This window comes from Cognatiluteimonas telluris (assembly GCF_011320095.1).
Classification (GTDB): Bacteria; Pseudomonadota; Gammaproteobacteria; order Xanthomonadales; family Xanthomonadaceae; genus Cognatiluteimonas; species Cognatiluteimonas telluris.
This window is the reverse complement of sequence record NZ_JAANOY010000073.1, coordinates 1-1892: the sequence shown is the minus strand read 5'-3', so window position 1 is coordinate 1892 and position 1892 is coordinate 1. Positions and strand designations below refer to the sequence as shown.

Below are 1892 nucleotides of genomic sequence, written 5' to 3'. Positions count from 1 at the left end.
TCGCCAGGCAGACTGCGACAGAGCCACGACCAAGCTCAACCGCCGACCGAGAAAACGCTATGGCTATGAAACGCCACTCCAACGACTTCAGCGGTCAGGGGTGTTGCACTTGGAGTGTTAATTCACCGCTCATCCCGGCCCCAAGACACGGCCTTACTCACACCGCAGATCATGCCTTGCCACTGACCAAGGTGGCCATGCGACTTGGCCGTGAAAATGCCCTCTAAAAGTACGTAATGATCGTTAAGCGGCTCTGGAACTTTGCTTGCCACCCAAAAGCCATTGGACGTTATGAAGTTGCTGAAGTCCTCACGGCTCAGGTAGATAGCCGAGTGTTCGAATGACTCATGGTAGAACCCGATTACGGCGATTGGTTTACCTTCAAATTGACCCGGATTTGCCAGCAAGGTGACCATTGATGTGCGTGTCGGGTCGGTGACCTGGCGCTCACATGCGTCTGTAGCGGTCGCTTGGGTGGTTTCCGCGTATTGAGAACAGCCCGCTAAGCCGAGCAGAAAAATGGCGATGATTTTCGGCATGGGCCCTAACACCTGAATTAAGCCGACCTGCGTAGTGGAGGCAAAAGGTGGGACGCTTTTGAGTGCCGCCTTTTGCTGGAACGAAGCGGGTTCGGCTTGAATGAATCGTTAGGCCGCCATTTGCCCACAAGAGTCATTCGGTAGCAAGCCACACGCTTGACCTGAGGCCGAGCCAGTCGGCCGCGCGCCAGGAGCTACAGGCGCCCAGCCGGGATGCCGCCTGGTGGCATGGGATGCGGCAAATGCCGCCGGACGGTCCGGGCGCACCCCTGGGCAACTCGGGCGCGACCCGCGGACTAACCGAAGCTGCTTGTGCCGAAGCGAAGATGCAAGGCCGCGCATTGGGGACTGCGAGCGCCCCGCCTTGATGCCGCCAATAACCTCGATCGCCAGGACTGCTGCGTGGAAATACGAGCGCCGCTTAGGTGACTCCAAGCGCGACCGAAGAGGGTGGACGAAAGCGACAAGTTACTCACCGAAGCGAGCCAATTCGAACCGGCCGCATTGCCACAACAGGCCTGCTCTTAGCGGCCTAACACCTGAATTAAGCCGAGCCGCGAAGCGGCTTCGGCTTGAATGAATTGTTATGCGCCGCTGCTACTGCAGCAGGAACTGCCTTGCTGAATAGGCGGGCACTTGACCGTGCCATACGAGCAATAGACGCAACAATCTCCCGGTAGCGGTTTGAGTACCGCATGGCATGCGCCGCACTCATAGAACCACTGGCACGCATTGGTGAGCATGGTTTCCCGCGTGGCGGCACCACACTCGGGGCAGGTGATAACCGACTCTAGTTCGATGCTGGACACTGGACGGCTCTTACAGGACGCAGGAGATCAAGAATAGACGCGACAAGCATGAGGGCGATGCCCACATAGAACAGGTAGATGCTCCAGTCATGGCTCCAGAAGGCGAGCAGCGCAGCCAGCACGGCGATTGGACCTGCGACCGAGAGCAGGCCGCGAGGGAATTGGCGGTGCCTGTACCAGGCCCAGGCGTTTACCAGGAGCGCAAGCACCGCCAGACCGGGGAGCAACTTACGGAACAGGAAGCCTTCGTACTGCCCAAGGAAGCCAAGGCCGAGCGCGGCGCCCAACGACCCGAGAGCCGGAAAACAGCCGGCGCAGGACATTGCCGCGACCAGTGCACCGAAGCTGCTTGTTTTATCCAATACATGCGTGACGCTCATGTTCTTCCTCAATTGGCGGGATAGTTTCTGCGACGCATAACACCTGAATTAAGGGGAGCCGCGAAGCGGCTTCCCCTTGAATGAATAGTTAGGCAGCCATTTGCCCACAAGAGTCATTCGGTAGCAAGCCACACGCTTGACCTGAGGCCGAACCAGTCGGCCGC

Annotated in this window: 3 protein-coding genes and 1 pseudogene; 1 reads left to right on the top strand and 3 read right to left on the bottom strand. The window is 58.6% G+C overall.

Going from position 1 to position 1892, the window contains the following annotated elements; genetic code table 11:
- A pseudogene (locus G7B67_RS13655) lies at nt 1-121 on the top strand (IS30 family transposase); the annotation flags it as partial.
- A gap of 1 nt (nt 122) precedes the next feature.
- Here the strand turns inward: G7B67_RS13655 and G7B67_RS12965 are convergent.
- From G7B67_RS12965 to merC, 3 genes are all read right to left on the bottom strand, one after another.
- Entirely contained in the window at nt 123-539 is a 417-nt protein-coding gene (locus tag G7B67_RS12965; RefSeq protein ID WP_166213093.1) for a hypothetical protein, read from the bottom strand.
- Nucleotides 540-1123: 584 nt separating this feature from the next.
- Nucleotides 1124-1348, bottom strand: coding sequence for a GDCCVxC domain-containing (seleno)protein (locus G7B67_RS13485; protein ID WP_166213091.1), 225 nt, complete (start codon nt 1346-1348; stop codon nt 1124-1126).
- Nucleotides 1330-1728, bottom strand: coding sequence for an organomercurial transporter MerC (gene merC, locus G7B67_RS12955; protein ID WP_166213089.1), 399 nt, complete (start codon nt 1726-1728; stop codon nt 1330-1332). The genes G7B67_RS13485 and merC overlap by 19 nt, the downstream gene beginning before the upstream one ends.
- Between the last annotated feature and the right edge of the window lie 164 nt (nt 1729-1892).